18 protein-coding genes are annotated in these 17452 nt (G+C 55.2%); 6 read left to right on the forward strand and 12 right to left on the reverse strand.

The window, feature by feature from the left end; all coding sequences use genetic code 11:
- Nucleotides 1-45: 45 nt before the first annotated feature.
- Nucleotides 46-297 (reverse strand): hypothetical protein, encoded by a 252-nt coding sequence (locus NPS46_RS10775; RefSeq protein ID WP_274106939.1) that lies wholly within the window; start codon nucleotides 295-297, stop codon nucleotides 46-48.
- Between the two features lie 548 nt (nucleotides 298-845).
- On the opposite strand from NPS46_RS10775, the gene NPS46_RS10780 reads away from it, so the two are divergent.
- Entirely contained in the window at nucleotides 846-1166 is a 321-nt protein-coding gene (locus NPS46_RS10780; protein ID WP_274106941.1) for a hypothetical protein, read from the forward strand.
- A gap of 346 nt (nucleotides 1167-1512) precedes the next feature.
- Nucleotides 1513-4920 (forward strand): hypothetical protein, encoded by a 3408-nt coding sequence (locus tag NPS46_RS10785; protein WP_274106943.1) that lies wholly within the window; start codon nucleotides 1513-1515, stop codon nucleotides 4918-4920.
- Between the two features lie 686 nt (nucleotides 4921-5606).
- Here NPS46_RS10785 and NPS46_RS10790 read toward each other — a convergent pair.
- The 3 genes from NPS46_RS10790 to NPS46_RS10800 are packed head-to-tail and all read right to left on the reverse strand — an operon-like array spanning nucleotide 5607 to nucleotide 8367.
- Nucleotides 5607-6026 (reverse strand): chromate resistance protein ChrB domain-containing protein, encoded by a 420-nt coding sequence (locus tag NPS46_RS10790; protein WP_228759674.1) that lies wholly within the window; start codon nucleotides 6024-6026, stop codon nucleotides 5607-5609.
- 36 nt (nucleotides 6027-6062) lie between these two features.
- A complete protein-coding gene (gene chrA, locus NPS46_RS10795; protein ID WP_043860740.1) occupies nucleotides 6063-7433 on the reverse strand; it encodes a chromate efflux transporter in 1371 nt (456 codons plus the stop codon).
- Nucleotides 7426-8367 carry a chromate resistance protein ChrB domain-containing protein gene (locus NPS46_RS10800; RefSeq protein WP_012316910.1) on the reverse strand — a complete coding sequence of 314 codons (942 nt, stop codon included), beginning with the start codon at nucleotides 8365-8367 and terminating at the stop codon, nucleotides 7426-7428. Before NPS46_RS10800 ends, chrA begins: the two co-directional genes overlap by 8 nt.
- Nucleotides 8368-8557: 190 nt before the next feature.
- Between NPS46_RS10800 and NPS46_RS10805 the strand changes: the two genes are divergently transcribed.
- Complete coding sequence (locus tag NPS46_RS10805; protein ID WP_012316911.1) at nucleotides 8558-9862, forward strand: MFS transporter; 1305 nt, start codon at nucleotides 8558-8560, stop codon at nucleotides 9860-9862.
- Between the two features lie 40 nt (nucleotides 9863-9902).
- On the opposite strand, the gene NPS46_RS10810 is transcribed toward NPS46_RS10805, so the two are convergent.
- From NPS46_RS10810 to NPS46_RS10835, 6 genes are all read right to left on the reverse strand, one after another.
- On the reverse strand, nucleotides 9903-10076 hold the full coding sequence (locus NPS46_RS10810) for a DUF1289 domain-containing protein (protein ID WP_012316912.1): 174 nt from the start codon (nucleotides 10074-10076) through the stop codon (nucleotides 9903-9905).
- A gap of 69 nt (nucleotides 10077-10145) precedes the next feature.
- On the reverse strand, nucleotides 10146-11087 hold the full coding sequence (gene dmeF, locus NPS46_RS10815; protein WP_012316913.1) for a CDF family Co(II)/Ni(II) efflux transporter DmeF: 942 nt from the start codon (nucleotides 11085-11087) through the stop codon (nucleotides 10146-10148).
- Nucleotides 11084-11359, reverse strand: coding sequence for a metal/formaldehyde-sensitive transcriptional repressor (locus NPS46_RS10820; RefSeq protein WP_012316914.1), 276 nt, complete (start codon nucleotides 11357-11359; stop codon nucleotides 11084-11086). Before NPS46_RS10820 ends, dmeF begins: the two co-directional genes overlap by 4 nt.
- A 170-nt stretch (nucleotides 11360-11529) precedes the next feature.
- Nucleotides 11530-11652 (reverse strand): hypothetical protein, encoded by a 123-nt coding sequence (locus NPS46_RS10825; RefSeq protein ID WP_016489889.1) that lies wholly within the window; start codon nucleotides 11650-11652, stop codon nucleotides 11530-11532.
- Nucleotides 11653-11726: 74 nt separating this feature from the next.
- A complete protein-coding gene (locus tag NPS46_RS10830; RefSeq protein WP_012316915.1) occupies nucleotides 11727-12383 on the reverse strand; it encodes a hypothetical protein in 657 nt (218 codons plus the stop codon).
- Between the two features lie 11 nt (nucleotides 12384-12394).
- Nucleotides 12395-13132 carry a HupE/UreJ family protein gene (locus tag NPS46_RS10835; protein ID WP_012316916.1) on the reverse strand — a complete coding sequence of 246 codons (738 nt, stop codon included), beginning with the start codon at nucleotides 13130-13132 and terminating at the stop codon, nucleotides 12395-12397.
- Between the two features lie 512 nt (nucleotides 13133-13644).
- On the opposite strand from NPS46_RS10835, the gene NPS46_RS10840 reads away from it, so the two are divergent.
- From NPS46_RS10840 to NPS46_RS10850, 3 genes are read left to right on the forward strand one after another with little or no spacing between them, the layout of a single operon-like run.
- On the forward strand, nucleotides 13645-13953 hold the full coding sequence (locus NPS46_RS10840) for a metal-sensing transcriptional repressor (protein WP_012316917.1): 309 nt from the start codon (nucleotides 13645-13647) through the stop codon (nucleotides 13951-13953).
- Nucleotides 13954-13957: 4 nt separating this feature from the next.
- Nucleotides 13958-14398: a YqaA family protein gene (locus NPS46_RS10845; RefSeq protein WP_012316918.1), complete on the forward strand. Its 441-nt coding sequence runs from the start codon at nucleotides 13958-13960 to the stop codon at nucleotides 14396-14398.
- The gene (locus tag NPS46_RS10850) at nucleotides 14395-15126 is read left to right on the forward strand and encodes a TraX family protein (protein WP_012316919.1); all 732 of its coding nucleotides are present in this window, start codon (nucleotides 14395-14397) and stop codon (nucleotides 15124-15126) included. Before NPS46_RS10845 ends, NPS46_RS10850 begins: the two co-directional genes overlap by 4 nt.
- Before the next feature lie 72 nt (nucleotides 15127-15198).
- Here the strand turns inward: NPS46_RS10850 and NPS46_RS10855 are convergent, their stop codons facing one another.
- Both NPS46_RS10855 and NPS46_RS10860 read right to left on the reverse strand, forming a co-directional pair.
- Nucleotides 15199-15330 (reverse strand): YHYH domain-containing protein, encoded by a 132-nt coding sequence (locus NPS46_RS10855; protein ID WP_016489890.1) that lies wholly within the window; start codon nucleotides 15328-15330, stop codon nucleotides 15199-15201.
- A gap of 283 nt (nucleotides 15331-15613) precedes the next feature.
- On the reverse strand, nucleotides 15614-16297 hold the full coding sequence (locus NPS46_RS10860) for a hypothetical protein (protein WP_177336881.1): 684 nt from the start codon (nucleotides 16295-16297) through the stop codon (nucleotides 15614-15616).
- Nucleotides 16298-17452: the final 1155 nt, after the last annotated feature.

Raw genomic sequence — 17452 nt, forward strand, 5'->3', positions numbered from 1 at the left:
GGCCAAACCCCGGGGCGGTGGCGACACAGCCCCGGAGGCAAGCAGTTACTCGCCGACCTTTCCACCGGCCTTGGTGCATTCGCTCTGGGTCATGGCCTTGAAGCCCTGCCCTTTGCAAGCGCCCATCCCTTTGCAGGCATGATCCTTGGTTTTGCAGTCGTTCTGACCTTTGCAGGAGTTGACGCCATAACAATGCACCTGAGCATCGGCAGCCGACACCTGAGTGACAACACCGGCGAACAGGGTGGCAGCGGCAAGCGCAAGTGCAGCACCGGCAGCAACGGTTTTGATGGTCATTTTCTTATCCTCGGTCATTTCAGGGGGAGACCGGCCGAACGCAATGTTCTGTCGGACATAGTTCTAGAGTGACGACCTGGCAGGACGTTACAGCTGACCTAAATTTCTTTTTGCGAGCCATCGCGGCAACGAACAAACGGTTGGATCGACTTAAAACAACCAAAATCAATTAACATTTTTGTAGTAAAAATCCTATTAGCACGTAAGTTCAAATATTGGATTTTGATCTTTTTGTAAAAGAACTTATAAACACCCTTGATGTTCAGGTAACAATTTTCACTAGCCGCCTGCCTTGCCCTGCTGGGCCCAGATGTCTAGCATCAATTTTTCATAAAATGCCAGTACCAATCAGGCATAAAAACAGTGCTCTTGCATGCGCTTCTCTTTGATTTAAAAGCAAGCTTCAACTTCGTGAATGCCTGGAAGCGCTCATTCATAAATAAGCCGGCATCGCCGCTGACACTGACATGAGTAATGGCACCTGTCTTCAGCGAAGATAAAACCGTACGCCCATTCCCATATTGATTGAACGCATCCAGGGAGCCGTCATGAACAAGCCCAGCTATCCTCGATTTCAGACGCGCACGACCGCACTCGATAACAACCACAGCAGTTGCCTGACTCTCAATCAACCCGGCTCGACACTGGGGCTGAGCAATCTCCTGGACCTGATCGGCCACGAAATCTGCCAGGAAGACGACCAGCAAGTTCATCGGCTGACCTTCAAGAGTGGCCAGACACTCTGGATCAAGGCCGACTCCAGAATGGTCACGGTCAGGGGTCAATACATCAACTTTCGCAGCGAGTGCGACTCGTCACTCTCGACGCTGCTGGACGATCCGGCTCGCAAGGTTCGGCAGCCGGCCTGAGCAAGGCCCTGGCCCCTCCACCGTCAGGATCGCAGCATGGCTGCGAATACCTGCGCGGGCACCTTGGTACTCAACTCATGATGCCGGTGGTCACCGCTCACCACAGATCTTGTTCAAACCAACCTCGCAGAAAGGACGCAGGCCCATTGCCGGTAAGGCTTTCCGAGCGCTGCAGTGCTGCGTGGATGAACAGCACACAAACCGCAACTGACCCCCGCATGTGCTGCCGTGCAAAGGGCCCCCGTTGCCGCCTAGGCTATGGAGAATCGCGACTGTCATTGATAGATCAGCTTTTCGTCGGCCACCTAGGCTGAAACCCTGACACAAGCCCTTCGAGGACACTCCCATGCCCCGCCAGACCACCGCGATCACTCAGAATGAAGTTGCCTACATCGATACTGATCGTCCAGCTACGCAATCAACAGCCGTGCAGAAAAAGACGGACACCGAAAACTATCACTTGTTCAGGCAGGCATCAGCGTCTAAACAGCCAAATCGGCCCCTCACCAAGGGCAAACCACGCTTGGGCCCATCTCACGACAGCATCAATAGCGCACTCTCCGCTATAAAGCCTCCAGCCAGCTGGAGCTCTGCGCCCTTGCTGGAAGCTCTAACAACCTATTGCGAGGACAGTAAAAAAGCCGACCGCCTAACACAGGACCTGACCAAGCCAGGACTGCGAGATTTTCTATCGCTGGACGAATCGGAACTGTGCCTAAAACAGGACCAACTGACCAAGCAAGAGTTCGACACATTTATCAAAGCGCTGGCGAACGAAGGTCATGGCTCCAGCAGCAGTCTAACGAAACTGTTGAAGAAAGCATGGCGCTTGACCCAGAAGGAGAGCGGTGCACAGCAGACGTCCCACACCTCTGCGCCCTTGCAGGAAGCGCTAATAAGGTATTGCAAGGACAATGAAAAAGCCAGTTGCCTGAAACAGGACGTGACCAAGCCAGAACTGCGAGACTTTCTCTCGCTGGACGAATCAGTACTGCGCTTCAAACAGGCACAACTGACCAAACAAGAGTTCGACACGTTTATCGAAGTGCTGGCGAACGCCGGTCATGGCTCCAAAAGCAGTCTAACAAAGAAGTTGAAGACAGCATGGGACGGGGTACAGCAAGCCGCCCGTGATTCTGCGCACCCTGCGCAAGATCGTGCTCACCCAGCGAGCATTAGCATTCTCGCTCCCTCTGACCCCTTTGATGAAGATAAAAATTCGACTGAAGCCCCCTCAGAGACAGCCACTACCGAAGCGCTGAGAACTGATAGCACCCTAAGTAAAAGCGCCGAACTCAATCCCAACAAGTATAAAATTTATGCGGATGCTAAAGCCGATAGCGTTGAGCAAACACAGCCATCCAACGTCTCGGCGACCTTACCGAAAGCGATACCTTCCGCAAACACCCTCTCTGCCCACGATAAGAACCCCTTTGCGGAAGACGATGACGTTTCGCACACATCCAGCACCTCACCGCAAGCGGAAACTTCCGCAGATCTCCTCCCCAAAATTGTCCTGGATTCACTCAATAACTACCTCAGGACCCTAGACGGAAGTTCTTTTGGAGATGTCAACAAGGCACACGTCAAAAAGATAGAAGAAGACATCGCCAACAACGATATAATAAGAAAATACCTGATATTAAATAATAATAAACTCGAATGGCGAAATAAAGAGGTCGTATTTACCAACGCCGCTTTAAAGTTGTTGCTGGATGCATTCAAAGCAGAGCATAAGAAGGGAAGAAGCATGTACAAAGTGCTATTCTCAGCCTTCGAAATACTCAACGCAGCAGATAAGGCCGCCGGTGATTCTGCGCTTCATTCGCAAGATAGTATTCAGTCAGCGAAGATTAGCACTCCTTCAGGTACAACCCCCGCCTCCTCTAACGAAGGGCTGAGCACTGACAGCGCCCCAAATAAAAGCGCCGACAGCTATCTAGATGAATACAACCCTTTTGCGAATGCTGAAGCCGATAACGTTGAGCAGACACAAACATCCAACAGCTCGACGACATCTTCCGCTGCCCCCATTTTCCTCCAATTACTCAATAAATACATCAAGACCAAAGACAGGCAATGGGGGGAAAGCATCAACGAGGCACACGTCAAAAAGATGGAGCGTGACATCACTGAAAACTCGACGATCGGTGAACTCCTGATATTAAAAGACAAACAACTTCAATGGACACGTAACAACGTCACTGATGGCGATTTACATTCGCTTCTGAATGAATTCAGAAAACTGCATAATGGAGGGAAAAGCAGTTTGCTCCGAGTGCTATCCGATTCCAAGCTCCCAGCATTGGGCTTTCAAATGCTCGACGCAGCGACTCTTAAAAATATTATCCAGAAGGCCGCCGAGCCAGCACCTCACATGCCCGGCAGCGGCGAAGTGGTAAAGATGAAGCGGGATGCCATGACTAAGGCCCTTGAATTTTTCAGTGCCCCCGAGAACCACGAAAAGCCCTTACCCACTGGCGTACTGGATCAACTTATCGAGCATTATGGTCGTACAAAAAAAGATCTGGATAAACTACAAAAATCGCTGAAAGAAATAAAGTCCGAACAGACCCTAAATGACGACGGTTTCTTAGACATGTTAAAACGCTATTTAGGCTTTTTTAAACCCGAGGAACGGCTAGAAAGGTTCTCCGAAGACGTCGCGACTCTAGATACCAGGCTTCGCACGAAGATGCTCTCATGGCTGGACAAGGTTCAAACGGAACATCCGCCAGAGAGTGTGAGCACGCGTACTAATAATATGCTGATTAAGTGTCAGAAAGAAGCCCATGATCTTTACGCCGAAGAAATAACGGGTACCAATATTTTCTCAGAAAAAATTAACCCTGCGACCATCCAACAGATTGTGAAACAAGCACAGAAAAACTCCCATACCGTGCTCAAAGAGATTATCGCCGGCTATGGAAAGAAGTTTATCGATAACTTGACCAATGCTATCTCAGTTTTTTCCGTCTCCAATTACCTTAAAGGCACATCTCGCAAAGAGGCGGCGGACGACATCATCGCCATCAATAAAAAACTAGACTCTCTGTATGGGTTTGCACAAACACATCACAAAGAAAATATCCGACAAGTAACCAAGAAACTCTCTGATTCAGACATTATTGAAGAGATAAACCGCGATTTCGAAAGTTTGGAACAGGGCCTGGCCGACAGTATCCAGGCAAAGGTACTGGACAACTGTAAGCATGTATTAAGCTTGTACGACAAGGGCGTGACAAAAATCAAAGTGCCACTTGCCGGCAACTTTAGCAAAGAAGAAACCAATTCCAAGGCGTTGCGCACACTCTCCAATGAGCTGAGCGAGACAATCACCAAGATCCGCTCAACTTCCTATAAGAATTGCTCGACACTGGAGAAAGAAAACCTGGCTCCGAAACTGAATGAGGCAATAAAAGAGGTGACCCAACCCTTGGTGGAAAAAATCAAGAACCGCCTTCCCAAATTGGAAAGCATCGGAACGACATTGATATCAGCGTTCAAACGCGCGTTCGAACCAACACCTGCGAAAATACTGGGCTGTATTCCCCTAATCGGCGGGTTGACGCTTGCGTTGACGACCTTACCCAAATTGATCGCCATTCCATTGGGCATTACCGCAGCCGTTGTGCTGCCCTTCGCCCTATTGGGCTGGGTCGGCTGGAACATCTATAACTGCTTCAATCAGCGCAGTAATATTAAACAGACCTTAAAAACCTTGGAAACAATAAATTTATCTACAGCTAAATGACTACGTGGCCAAATATCAATCGCCCGCGAAGCAGACGGCGATATATCGGACCTCATCAACTTTTCTACATGGCCCTTACCATACAAACCTGGAGACCCGACAAAGGGCCTCCAGGTTGCAACAAGTTTACGCCCTAAGGCCCGATCAGATTGTTACGGATTAATAAACTTTGTCACAAAAGCTCTTGGATTCCGCGGCCGAGCGGGGGCGCTGATCCTGGAGAAGAGAGAATAAAGGTTGTCACAAAGCATAATCTTTCAAAAATTCTTGGGCTTTTCCGTTTAATAAAGGTCGTCACAACAGTAAAGGTTGTCACAGCAAAGGTTCAGCCAAAGAAAAATCACAAGGATATATCGTGCAAAAACCCCGGAAAAATTATGATGGTATCTTTGTACACAGAGGTAATCGGTACGAGCTTCTCCTGTTCACAGGTACTAAGTCTGTCTCATGCCCCCTCTTCACTCTGCCAGCACACAGTCCTAGATCGGGCCTTACAGTCCGGTTGGAAGCGATTCTCGGCTGCGCGGCGAAACAAGCAAAGGGCCAGTACAGCGAGCTCATGACGCAGCCCCACCGATACGTCATCAGAAGAAATTTCCATTGCCCGGCAAGCTGAGTTCTTACATCTGCGGTGACCTGGTGTGCGTTTCACCGTGGCAGTCACGGCACCATGCAAAGAGGGCGTCTTACAGAATCCGGCCATGTTTGAGCATTTCGTGGTCATCCGTGTAGCAGCGAAACAGCCCCAAAGAAATGGCGTAAAGCCCCGCCGACTGGGGCGTGAGATCCAGCCTGGACGTGTCCGCGCCACGGACGATTTCGGCGAGCTTGGCCAGAGTGGGATCATCGAGCTGGTACTTCTTGAGGAAGGCGTCGAAGCTGCTTAACGGCCCGACATGGCTCAGGTCTACCCCTAGAATGTCATAGAGCGTGGCACCTTCATCACTTGCCACGCGCAAGACCTCGCTGCTGGGGACGTAGCGGAAAACCGGGACTGTATCGATGAAGCGCTGGATGAGCCAAGGACAGGCGATCCGATCGATCTTTGGACGTTCACGCGTTACCCATTTCATTGGACACCCCACCGCCGGCAGGCGATGGGTCATGAAACACCGGCCGATGATGTCGGCCGGCAGTTGGTTTCAACCACGCAACATGTGGACTGCCAGGCCTGCCAGGGCGCAAGCGAATAGAACCTGAATGACACCCCGCTTAAAGCGGAATAGGGCAATTGCTGCAGCAACCGCTATCACCGCTGAAGGCCAGTCAAACGCCCCACTGAAGCCTTTTGGCCAAAGTACGTGGTAGCCGAAGAACATGGCGAGGTTCAGGATCACCCCCACCACAGCCGCGGTGATGCCTGTCAGCGGTGCAGTGAATTTCATCTCGTTGTGAGTCGACTCCACCACTGGGCCACCGGCAAGGATGAAGATGAAGGAAGGCAGGAAGGTGAACCAGGTCACGAGGCTCGCCGCGACTGCACCGGCAAGGAACGGGTGCTCCGCACCGAACATCGGATGCACGTACCCACCGATGAATCCGACGAAGGCAACCACCATGATCAGTGGCCCTGGCGTGGTTTCCCCCAAAGCGAGGCCATCGATCATTTGGGTTGGCGTCAGCCACCCGTAATGACCGACAGCGCCCTGGTAGACATAAGGCAGCACCGCGTACGCCCCGCCAAACGTCATCAGTGCAGCCTTGGTGAAGAACCAGCCCATCTGCGTCAGGCTGCCGTCCCAGCCAAACGACAGCGTTAGCAACCCCATGGGCAGCACCCACAGCGCTCCACCGACCAGCAGCAGGTGTACCAGATGTCCCCAGCTGAAACGGGCATGCTCAGGGGTTGGGGTGTCGTCATCGATCAGCGCCGGACCGAAGCTGTTCTTCGCGGCCCCATGACCGCCGCCGATCACGAACTTGCCGGGTGCGAAGCGGCCCCCCACATAGCCGATGATGGCGGCCACCAGCACGATCAGCGGGAACGGCACGTTGAGGGCGAAGATAGCGACGAACGAGGCGCCGGCCATAGCCCACAGCCAGCCGTTCTTGAGGGCTCGTGAACCAATCCGGTGTGCAGCGTGGACGACAATGGCGGTGACCGCCGGCTTGATGCCATAGAAAATGCCCGCGACTACCGGCACCTCGCCAAAGGCGACATAGACCCAGGACAAACCGATCAGGATGAACAGTGAAGGCAGCACGAACAATGCGCCGGCAATTACCCCACCCCAGCTGCGGTGCATGAGCCAACCGATATACGTTGCGAGCTGCTGAGCCTCGGGGCCGGGCAGCAACATGCAGTAGTTCAGCGCGTGTAGAAACCGTTTCTCGCTGATCCACCCCCTACGCTCGACCAACTCCTGATGCATGACTGAGATCTGTCCGGCAGGCCCGCCAAAGCTGATGAAGCCTAACTTGAGCCAGAACAGGAAGGCTTCATACAGACCGATCGGCTGCTGAGACGCTTGCGATGGCGGCTGTTCACTTACTGCGGAGGTGGTATCAACCATTTTGGGCTTCCTCGCTTGCGAAAGCCGTCAGCAGGCCATCGAAGATGCCTCCTGCGACCATTGTCAGTTGATCGTCATCGCCAATGCTCTCTCTCAATCCGGCGAGGACACGCTCGATACCGGGTGCTTCGGAAGGTTGTACGCCTCCCACATCCAGGTAGTGGATGACACCCGCCAGGCGTGCCAGGCCTGGCTGCTGAAAGGCGAAGCTCTCGATGAGGGTTTCGAAGGAAACCCGCTGGCCAACGTGGCTGAATCGGGCCCCATCAAAATCAAAGCCGAGCGCATCGCTTGGGCAGTCGCTGGGACTGTCCAACCAAATGAATTGGGCATCGGCATCAACGAAGCGACGGATCAGCCAGGCACAGGCCAACCGGTCTACCCAAGGACGTTTTCGCGTTGCCCATCGGCGACCTTGGTATTCGCTGCGCTCCAGCTGGTTGATCGCCTCATCGTGCGCACTCGGCTCATCAGAAGACAGAGCGCGGCTAATCGCGGTCTCAAGCTCCTGCAGGGCCGCGTCGGCTTGGGTCTTGAGTACACCTGGGAAGAAATCGATCGCTGCCAACTGGCCGAAGGCCTTCCTGAGCTTGCGCACCTGTCGGGCTGTCAGCAACGCATTATCCGGGGATAGGTCAGCTCGGCAGCCTGCAATTTCTTCCATCAGCTTGGCGTATTCATCGCTTCTGTCGAATAGCCCGCTGAAGCGCTCCTCGCGTTCTGGCAACGACAGCAGAAATGCCGTGCCGTTGATGGCTAGCACATCTCGCTCCACGGCTTCGAACGTTTCGCGGCCCGCGCTTTGTTCCGGCAGCAAGTACACACCATCGCGTAGCACGGCGGCGCCAGAGGCCTTCAGCGTTCTCCAGGCGCGCATTCGTTCGGTGGCGTTTGCTGTCGGCAGTCCCAAAATCAATAGCGACCAGCTAATCATATAGAAAACTCAACATAAAATGTATCTTTTCCTACATTAAGCCAGTTTCGTCCAAATGCAACGGGTATTCATCGAGCGTGTCGAGCCGTATGGAATCGCGTTGACCATATCCCCCTGGGGGGGATACGCTGTTGTCGATCTGATGAAGTTCAGGCGATAGAGATCGCCTCCAGCCGTGCACGGAGGTGCCATGCTATCTGTCCTGAAAAACCGCACTTACAGGCACCTGTTCATTGCTCAGGTGATTGCCTTGATCGGCACCGGCCTGGCGACCGTAGCGCTTGGGCTTCTGGCCTATAATCTAGCCGGCGCGCAGGCCGGCGCCGTCTTGGGCACTGCGCTCGCGATCAAGATGGTGGCCTACATTGGCGTGGCGCCGATTGCCGGTGCGTTTGCCGAACACCTACCCAGAAAAGCCATGCTGGTCTCCCTCGACCTGGTCAGGGCAGCCGTGGCGCTGTTACTCCCGTTTGTCACCGAGATCTGGCAGATCTACGTGCTGATTTTCGTGCTGCAGTCTGCATCTGCCGCGTTTACGCCAACGTTCCAGGCCACCATTCCTGACATCCTCCCTGACGAGCGTGAGTACACCCGGGCGCTATCACTTTCGCGCCTGGCTTATGACCTGGAGAGTGTTATTAGCCCGATGCTCGCGGCAGCCCTGTTGACCGTGGTCAGCTTCCACAGCCTGTTCGGTGGCACCGTCGTGGGTTTCCTCGTGTCAGCTGCGATGGTGGTTTCAGCGGTATTGCCGGTAGCCGTTCGCGGGCCCAAGCGGAGCATCTACGAGCGGACGACCAAAGGCCTACGGATCTTCCTGCGTACCCCGCGCCTGCGCGGCCTCCTGGCCTTGAACCTCGCAATTGCTGCAGCCAGCGCGATGGTTATCGTGAATACGGTCGTGTTGGTTCAGGCGAAGCTTGGGCTGGATCAGAGCGCGATGGCCATGGCGTTGATGGCTTTCGGTGGCGGTTCGATGGTGGTGGCCATGCTGCTTCCGCGACTTCTTGAGCGTCTGGACGATCGTAAGGCCATGCTTGCCGGCGGAGCGATCCTGGTGGCTGGTTTGCTGATCGGGGCTTTCGTCTCCAGTTATTCGGCCTTGGTTGTTCTGTGGGTGGTGCTGGGCGCTGGATATTCCCTGGCACAAACGCCGTCGGGGCGGATCTTGCGTCGATCTTCTTCGGCTCAGGATCGACCAGCGCTGTTCGCGGCGCAGTTCGCCTTGTCTCATGCTTGTTGGCTGATTACCTACCCGCTGGCCGGGTGGCTGGGAGCCAGCGTCAGCCTCACTGCTGCGTTCGTTGGCCTAGGTCTACTCGCTGGGTTTGCGTGGACACTGAGCAAATGGATCTGGCATCCCGACCATGAGCACGAGGTTGTGTCGCATCAGCACGACGATCTTTCGGAAGATCATCCTCATGTCGCTGATGGAAAATCTCATGCGCACTCGTTTGTCATTGATGAGCTCCACCGGAAATGGCCACGGCGATAGCGCCCTCCATCCAGGGCGGTGGAGAGTCGCTGGGTCGGTGCTATTTCTTGAGCGCCTTCAGCCGCGCACTGGCTTTCTGTACGGCGGCCATCTTCTCCGGACGTTTCATGCGCTTCCACTTGCGGATTTCATCTTTCGACCGTCCGCAGCTTACACAGAGATCGCCCTTCAACTGACAGAGTGAAATACAAGGGTTCTCGATCTGCGAAGCCATGGATGAGTTACCTGTGGGCAGGATTGTGGCGCGTGAGTGCAGGCCGCCTCAGCGGCCCGCATCCACAGATTAGGCTTGGTGAATTTCGACGGTCAGGTGCCGAATTTCATGAACCGGCAACAGCCGCTCACGAATACTTTCAACACTGGTTGCGGCTTTGCCAACAACGCTGACGATAGCGGCGTGGGCGTCGGGGCCTACGCGCCAAACGTGAAGATCGCAGATGCGGACGTCACCCGGTTGCTCAATGAACTCGCGGATTTCCTGCGCTACGTGATCATCAGTTTTGTCCAGAAGGACGCCGGCAGTCACTTTCATCAGGTTCCAGGACCAGCGCCCGATAACAACGGCGCCGACGATGCCCATCACAGGGTCGAGCCAGACCCATCCAAGGTATTTGCCCGCCAGCAGTGCGACGATCGCAAGGACCGAGGTCAGTGCATCGGCCAGGACATGCACATAGGCCGATTGCAGATTGTTGTCGCCGTGCCCGTGGCCATGATCGTGGTGATGGTGGTGGTCATGCCCGTGATCATGGTTGTGCCCGTGGCCCAGCAGCAACGCACTCACGATGTTCACCAGCAAGCCAACTATCGCGATACCAATCGCGATGCTGAATTGCACTTCATTCGGTTGGAACAAACGGACGATCGACTCAGCACCCACTGCCAGGGCAACGAGTCCCAGGATCAGCGCCGAAGCAAACCCACCCAGATCGCCGACCTTGCCCGTACCAAAACTGAACCCAGAGTTGGTGGCGTGTCGCTTGGCATACGCGTATGCAGCGGCCGCGATGCCGAGCGCACCAGCGTGTGTGGCCATGTGGAAGCCGTCGGCGAGTAGGGCCATCGATCCGGTGATGTAGCCTGCGGCAATCTCACCCACCATCATTACAACGGTCAGCAACACGACCCAGAGCGTGCGCTTCGCATTCTCTTCATGGGAGGCACCGAGAAAAACATGGTCATGGGTGGTTGCCGTCGTGCTCATAGCTTGGATGTCCGAAGTCATTTTGAGTACCGCTGAATGGCTTCCAGGAGTTCTTCTACGCCCTTGCTGCGCTCTTCGTCAGTAAGTGACGGGTGAGCTACGTGCGCCCTGGCGTGATCCTTGATGATTTCGTCCAGCAACCCATTCATCGCTCCACGGGCCGATGCCACCAGTAGCAGGGTCTTGGCGCAGTCCTCTTCTTCCTGAAGGGCTTTTTCAATTGCCTGCACCTGCCCAGCAATGCGTTTGACGCGCTTGAGCAGCGCCTCTTTGTTCGATGCGAGATGGCCCATACCATACTCCCCCTATGTATATTGGCGCGGAGATTGTCATACCCCACCCCCCTATACAAGAGACCAGTAATCAGCAGGCGATTTTTGAGACGAGCGGGATGACTGGCGAACGTATCAACCGTCATCCTGAGGAGCGGTAGATAGAGCCTTCCTTGGCTCTAACCGGGGTATCAGTCGTGAGCGTGGCCATGGCCCGCGCTATCGTTCGACACCTCTGGCTCGGCATCGCCGCATGCGACGAGCAGGCCGAGGAGACCGATTACAGCGAGCGAACGTAGCAGTTTGATGGTCATGTCGTAGGTTCCACAGTGGTGAGATCAAAAAATTGATAGGTCGAGGCTCACTTCTAGTGAGCCTCGACCACGCGTCATTTCTTCAGGTTGAGATAGTCGCCAGTCGTGTTCAGCACAATGGTGACGTTACCCGTGGTACGGTTGCGCCAGAACCAGCCATGGGTGCCGTCGAAGAGCGCAGTCAGCTCACCCTTGTCGCTTTGCACCTGACGACCCTTGCTGTAGCTGTGGAAGTCGCCCTGGGCCGCGTCATAGGTTTCACCGTGGGTGTCGTGGTTGACCGGTCCCGAAGCATTCCACTCATATGCAACGACAGTTCCCTTACGCATTTCGAGCTTGATCTCGCGCCCTTCGCCTGGCTTGAGGGTCAAACTGACCTCGTCGGTTTTTGCCGCTGGCTGCACTGCTTGCTGGGCAGGCTGCACCGCTGCAACTTGTGGAGCCGGAGCGGGAGCAGCCTCGGGAACCGGTGCCGGTATTGCCGGCGCAGGTACAGCGGCTTTCGTAGCGGCCTCATCGGCCAAGGCTTCTTGGGCGAGGGAGATCTTGATCTCGCCCATCTGGGTAAGACCCATGGCTCGGCCCAGACCTGTTGGGTCGACGGCATACTCCGAAGGCATGACCACGGTGACCAGAAGGCCCATCGCGGCAGCGAAGGCGATGGCGGTGGATCGAATGAGCTGACGGCTGCTCGGCAGTTCGTTTGCCGAAGGAAGTGGGGAGTTGAACATGTTCAGAATCCTCAAGCGGTAACAATCAGGCCAGTCAGCTGATAACCCATCAGCAGGAAACCGGCGCTCATCATGGCAACGTTGGCGGTGTAGGCGTGACGCCAGAAACCACCGGTTCTTCTCCAGAAGCCCATCACGATCAGGATGGCGCTCAGCGCGAGCAACTGACCGATCTCAACCCCGACATTGAAAGCAATGAGGTTGGGGATCAGGCCGTCGGCCGAGATTTCGTACTCCTGGATCTTTGTTGCCAGGCCAAAGCCATGCAGCAGGCCGAAGACGAGCGTCGCGGCTTTGGTGTTCGGCTGGTAACCGAACCAGCGCTTGAAGGCCCCCAGGTTGTCCATCGCCTTGTAGACCACCGAGAAACCGATGATCGCGTCGATGATGTAGGAGCTGATGCTGATCTCAGTAAGCACGCCGAACAGCAGCGTGACCGAATGTCCAACGGCGAATAGCGTGACGTAGAGGCCCACGTCCTTGAGGCGGTAGAGGAAGAAGATGACGCCGAACAGGAACAGCAGGTGGTCATAGCCCGTCATCATGTGCTTGGCGCCCATGTAGATGAACGGGATCAGCATGACCCCCGAGCTTTCCTGGATGAATCCCTTGTCGCCTTCCGCTACGGCGTGTGCCAATGCCTCCGGCATGCCGATAAGCAATGACGCGACGAACAGGAACAAGAGGCAGATGGGATGGCGTGCACGCACAGCGAGCAAGCTCCCACCCGTTATCGAGTGTAAACGCATGGATCAATCCTTTTTGCAGTGATCGAGAGCCGCAAAGCGGCCAGGGTCAGGAAGCAAAAGCAGGACGAGGTGGGCGTTCGATTCGGAAGATAGGCGGGTGTGGTACCGAGTTGCCTGACCAGGCCAATGGCATGGACGGGCCGAAGATAGGTGTCAGTTGCGCAGCAGAAGAGAGCTGAGGGGTCTCGTGCTGGTGGTCGGGCGTGAGCGGGGCATGATAGTGGTCAGTGCAATGCGCGCAGCTCCATGAGGCCTCGCCATGGTCATGCCCATGCTTCATGTTCCCTGCTTCTTGGGCAGCGACTTGAGTCGGTACTGCCAACGAATAGGCGTGCCCCGTCCAGGCCAGCATAACGGCCATAGCCAAAGCCACGAGGATGGCTGATGACAGGAAACGACGGGACATTCAGATGCCTATGACGCTGATTCAACAGCAACGTTGCACGTTTGACCTAACCCCCTGGGGGGGATAGCATCGCCAGCGTAATGTATCGCCGACAGAGACTCAAGATATGTCCGATGATCACCAGCACGATGATGAACAGGGCCATGCCCATACTCACCAGAGCCATGAGGCGATCATCAAGCGCCTGAAGCGTGCAGACGGCCATCTGCGCAGCATCATTGCCATGATCGAGGATGGGCGCGAGTGTGTAGACATTGCCCAGCAACTGCATGCGGTTGAAAAGGCCGTCTGCCAGGCCAAGCGCACGCTCATCCAGGACCATATCGACCACTGTCTTGAGGACTCGGTTGCAGCCTTGAGCAAGGGCGATCGATCGGCCCTGGACGAATTCAAGCAAATTACCAAGTACCTGTAGGGCCGTGTTCGAGCTCACCAGCTACCTCGGCCTGTTTCTGGCAGCTTTTGCGGCCGCCACGCTGCTACCCATGCAGTCAGAAGCCGCGCTGGCCGCGATGCTAGTGTCTGAGCTGTACCTGCCCGTGGCGCTTGTCGCGGTGGCTACCGCCGGCAATGTGCTGGGTTCCGTGGTTAACTGGTTTTTGGGTCGAGGCGTCGAGCACTTCAAGCACAAGCGCTGGTTCCCGATTAGGGAGTCCAAGCTGGAGAAGGCACAAGTCTTCTACCAGCGCTATGGATACTGGTCACTGCTATTGAGCTGGGTACCCATTATCGGCGATCCAATTACGTTGGTAGCCGGGGTCATGCGCGAGCCACTTTGGCGGTTCACACTGTTGGTGACCTTGGCCAAGGGTGGGCGGTACTTGCTACTGACTCTTTTGGTACTCGGGAGCATGCCGTGACGTCAGATCCCATCCGTCACAGAGAGCGGCACACGGGCCAGGACCTGATCAAGTGGATCGCCTTGATTACGATGGTGCTCGATCACATGCGGTTGGCCTGGCCGGCTACCAGTAACCTGTTTGTCTTAGGCCGACTGTCCTTTCCTTTGTTCTGTTTGGCGGTGGCCATCAACGTTTCGCGGAACCAGCCTGGTGAGTTGTTTATCCGGAGTAATGGCCGGTATCTCGCCCTTTTGGTGTTGTTTGCGGCGCTATCAGAAGTGCCATACCGGATGGTCAGCACCTCAGGCACATTCAACGTCCTGGTCACGTTGGCGTTGGGTCTGCTGGTCGCTTGGGGAGTGCAGCACCGGACGCTCGAAAGCCTGGTACTGGCCGGCGGGGCGATTCTGGCTGCCTATTTGCTGAGCGAGCCGTTGATGTTCGGCTTTTATGGAGTGTTCGTGCCGGCAGCTCTGGTGCTCGCGATCAAGCGCCCCGAACTTTTCGCGTTACTGCCCGTCGCACTCTGTGCTGCTGCCAACTCTCGAACTGGCCTGTTCGAGCAAGCAGCGCAACTAGAACCATTCGCCATCCTCGCACTGTCGACCGCCGCTCTTGCACCTCTGCTCGGTTTGGCGCTGTTCTGGGCCCCATTGCCGTTCAAGGTCGTGCCTGTCAAACAGTGGAGCTATTGGTTCTACCCCGGCCACCTGGTGGCGCTACTGGGTATTCGCAACTTGCTTTAGCTGCTGGCTTTGCTTCTATGGCTGGCATCCTCAGGGTCAAGAACACCAGCGCTGAAGGACCTGCGGACCGCCTTAGTGACAGTGGCGCTCGCCCGTTTTGTGGTTGGTGTGGCAACCCTTGGAGTCGGTACCGCCGCTATGTGCGAAGGCAGTGACCGAGGAGAACGACAGGACTGCTGCGATCACGAGGTAAACGATTTTCATCAGGCTACTCCATGCTTGGTTTTTGTACGTGGCTTCGGCCACCGGCGAAGATTATGGCTAATTGCCTTCATACGGCAAGCGGCTGCGTCCCCGACGAGGTGTGGTCCAATGAAAGGGGTAATTACGGGCGTCGGGCTGGAGCCCGTGGAATTAAACGCTGCGAGAGTTTTAATTCTCTAAATCCAATCGTCCCGAGTCCCGTATACACCTACAGGCCTCCTAATGAGGCCCAAAGAGTGGTGAACTGGCGCTTGCGCTACAGCGCAGAACCCGATACGGGGAGCTAGTTGAAAAGCTCCAAGAAACGGCTGAAATTGACGGCAGCTATGGCAAGGCCACTCAGTACGATAACTGTCGTGTAGATCGGATGGTCTTTGACGATTTCAATCAACACAACAGGGTGCACCCCGTTCCGCTCGTACCATTTGGATTTCGTCTTCAAGGACTTGTCATGTGTCCGTTCGAAGAAGTTCGCAAACATATCGAGCTTCCTCAAGGTCGATTGATGCATTTTTATGTACTCAGCGTTCACAAAGGCGGCAGCCTCATCAGCGCCCGGCAGCGCGTCTTGGTCGCTGGCATTGTTGAGTTCAGCTAATGCCATGATCCTGCCTTTCCTTCCCTTGCTATCGGCATGCGGGGCATAATTTCTTCCATACAACGCAACCAGCTCACGCGCAAGGTCAACCTTCTTGTCATCCGGCAGCTCTACGGGTTTGCCGCCGAGTACCCGGAAGCGATGCTCAAGCGCAAAGAACCCGAAATTTTCGTCTCGCATATTCCAGTGCAGGAAACGGCAATCCTTGTGCTTATCAAGCCATTGGAAAAAGCCTTTGAGCATCGACTTTTCGAATTTATTGAGCTCTGCTTGCATGCTGGAGAGCTGTTTGCTGAGCTCTGCTTCTTTATGGATGGACCATGATTTGGTCTGGCCGGTTTTTAGGTTTCGTGTGGCGATGGAGGTCACACGTTTCGACTCCCCCGTATCGTTCTGATAAAACGATTCGCAGGAGTAGTGGATTACGTAAACTCGGTTCGCGTCGAGGTAGAGGTCTTCGATTAACGCTCTGCTCCTTTTGCGATCCTTTACCCGATCTAGCTCTGCTCCCACCACCTTCCCCTCAACCCAGTGCAATGTAGGCGAAGCTGGTGATTCTGCCCTCAAATGTGAGTACCCGCTAGATTTACCCCTAGCTTTGCCTTTGACTCTCCCTGAGGGTATACCGCCTGGGGATAACCAGCTTGCTTTGTCTTGGCGGATTGCCCTGCCGATTGACGTGGCCCACATAAGCCGCTTCAAATGCCGTCAGAACGCAGGACCATTCGCTCCCGTCGAGCTGGCTGGTGGGCGTGAGCCAAGAGGCGTATCCTACAAGCGCTTGCTCCGAGACTTGTTGGCCTACAGCCTCCCCTTGGAGACATCTGATAGCCCGCCGCCGAGGCGGGCTTCTTTGCTACCAGATCTGTACAGCAGCGCCTTTGGTTGGCTAGCTGCCCAAGCTAGGCTCTGCCAGAACGCATGCCCATAAGCGGTCTACCTGTCTCCCTAGGCACGCCGGTTATCGACGTACCCAAATCTTTTATCAGGCGCATGGAAAGCAGGCGGAGGTTTGGCGAAATTCGCTTACGCAGTCATTGCTTCGCAGGAATCTGCGCAGGTCATACAGGCCTGTGCGCATTGCTGACAGTGGTCAGCATCTCGGTGCGAAGGCCTGCCCGATCATTTAAGGCTGGAAAATCACTGCTTCTGAATGCTCACGATTTCGCGACGCTTCCCCCCATACGGAACCCAAATTTCACCTTGTCTCCTACGTTCAAGCCCTTCAGCTGTGCAGGCTCAGCTTGGATCCGTCCCTGAAAACGTTATGGAGTCATGAAAATGATTCCTCGACAGATCAGCGCCCAGCCGCGTGCCATCGCCCCGCTGCTACGCAGAACGATGGTGTGAAATTAAGAGGGAGTCAGACGCGGGGAGGACGCCATGGATCGGGGGGGAGAACCTGTCGCTATGCCTACAGCATAGGTATCGGCAGGTCGTGGGTAACCGTCTGGCCAACTCACCCCTCAGCACACAGACCAGCTCGGACAAGAACGGGTGGAAAACAAAGCCTTGCCCGCAGGT

This window comes from Pseudomonas putida, from assembly GCF_028682395.1.
Classification (GTDB): Bacteria; Pseudomonadota; Gammaproteobacteria; order Pseudomonadales; family Pseudomonadaceae; genus Aquipseudomonas; species Aquipseudomonas putida_AB.